A 1,243-nucleotide genomic window follows, 5' to 3' on the forward strand; every position below is an offset into this window, starting at 1 on the left:
CGCCTACGCCGCCCTCCTCGGCATCACACTCCTCAACCCCGCCACGGTGATCTACTTCGCCGCCCTCGTCCTCGGCAGCCCCGCCACGGCATCGCTGACGCGCCCCGAACAGGCGGCGTTCGCGCTGGCCGCCTTCGCGGCGTCCACGAGCTGGCAACTGCTGCTCGCGGGCGGCGGCGCGCTGCTCGGCCGGATCCTGACGGGCGCCAGGGGGCGCCTGTGCACGGCCCTCGCGTCGAGCGCCCTGATCACGGGGCTCGCGGTACACCTGGTGGTGGGCGGGTGAGCGAGTGACGTCAGGAGGGGAGGGGGTTCCCTTGGGGCCCTTGAACTACAGCGAGGGGCCGGTCAGTTCGCCGATGACGCGCCGCGCGATGCGGGCCATCACGGGGTTCGTCTCCTGGTAGTACGCGATCTCGTTGAGGGCGATCGTCAGGGCCCAGCCCCGCCCGCGCTCCCACATCGCGTCGTCGGCCGCCGGGCCGAGGGCGGCACGGAACGCCGCACGGGCCTCCGCGTCCATCAGATACCACGCGGAGATCAGGTCGACGGCGGGGTCGGCCGTACCCATGCACCCGAAGTCGATGACGGCACCGAGCCGACCGCCGTCGACGAGTACGTTGCCCGGCTGGAGGTCCCCGTGCACCCACACGCCGGGCCGGTCCCACGCCGGGACGCCCAGCGCGGCGTCCCACACGGCGGTCACGGCCCGTTCGTCCACGGTGCCGCGCAGCCCGGAGAGCACCGCGCGGGTGTCGGCGTCACGCCCGGCCAACGGGTCACCGCGGTAGGAGACGGGCGCGCCGGCCGGGTCCACCTGGCGCAGGGCCACCAGGAACTCCGCGAGATCCTTGCCGAACAGGCCGGGCTCCGCGAAAGGCTCCGCCGGATCGGGCGTCGCCCCCTCCAACCACCGGAAGACGGACCACGGGTACGGATACCCCTCGCCGGGCTCCCCCTTCCCGAGCGGCGCGGGAATCGCGACGGGCAGCACCGCCGCGAGCCGGGGCAGCCAACGGTGCTCCGCCCCCACGTCCTCGGCCGCCCCCGCGACCCGGGGCAGCCGCACCACCATGTCCGCACCGAGCCGGTACATGGCGTTGGACGTCCCCGCGGAGTCGACGTACTCCACCGGCAGCCCGGCCCACGCCGGGAACTGGGCGGCGACCAGACGACTTACGAGCGCCTCGTCGAGGTCGGCCTCGTCGGCGTGCATCTTTCTGGGGGTGGGGGACATGTGGGG

At 74.1% G+C, this 1,243-nt stretch carries 1 protein-coding gene and 1 pseudogene; one reads left to right on the forward strand and one right to left on the reverse strand.

All coding sequences use genetic code 11. The features are described 5' to 3' along the window. Positions 1-286, forward strand: a pseudogene (locus AOK22_RS39035) (LysE family transporter); the annotation flags it as partial. Positions 287-331: 45 nt separating this feature from the next. Here the strand turns inward: AOK22_RS39035 and AOK22_RS39040 are convergent. Continuing rightward, positions 332-1,237, reverse strand: coding sequence for an aminoglycoside phosphotransferase family protein (locus AOK22_RS39040; protein WP_341845648.1), 906 nt, complete (start codon positions 1,235-1,237; stop codon positions 332-334). Positions 1,238-1,243: the final 6 nt, after the last annotated feature.

The organism is Streptomyces silaceus, from assembly GCF_001419745.1.
Classification (GTDB): domain Bacteria; phylum Actinomycetota; class Actinomycetes; order Streptomycetales; family Streptomycetaceae; genus Streptomyces; species Streptomyces silaceus.

What these genes read in the sequence shown, in the direction of transcription:
- AOK22_RS39040 (WP_341845648.1), bottom strand. Translation starts at nt 1,237, where the DNA reads ATGTCCCCCACCCCCAGAAAGATGCACGCCGACGAGGCCGACCTCGAC.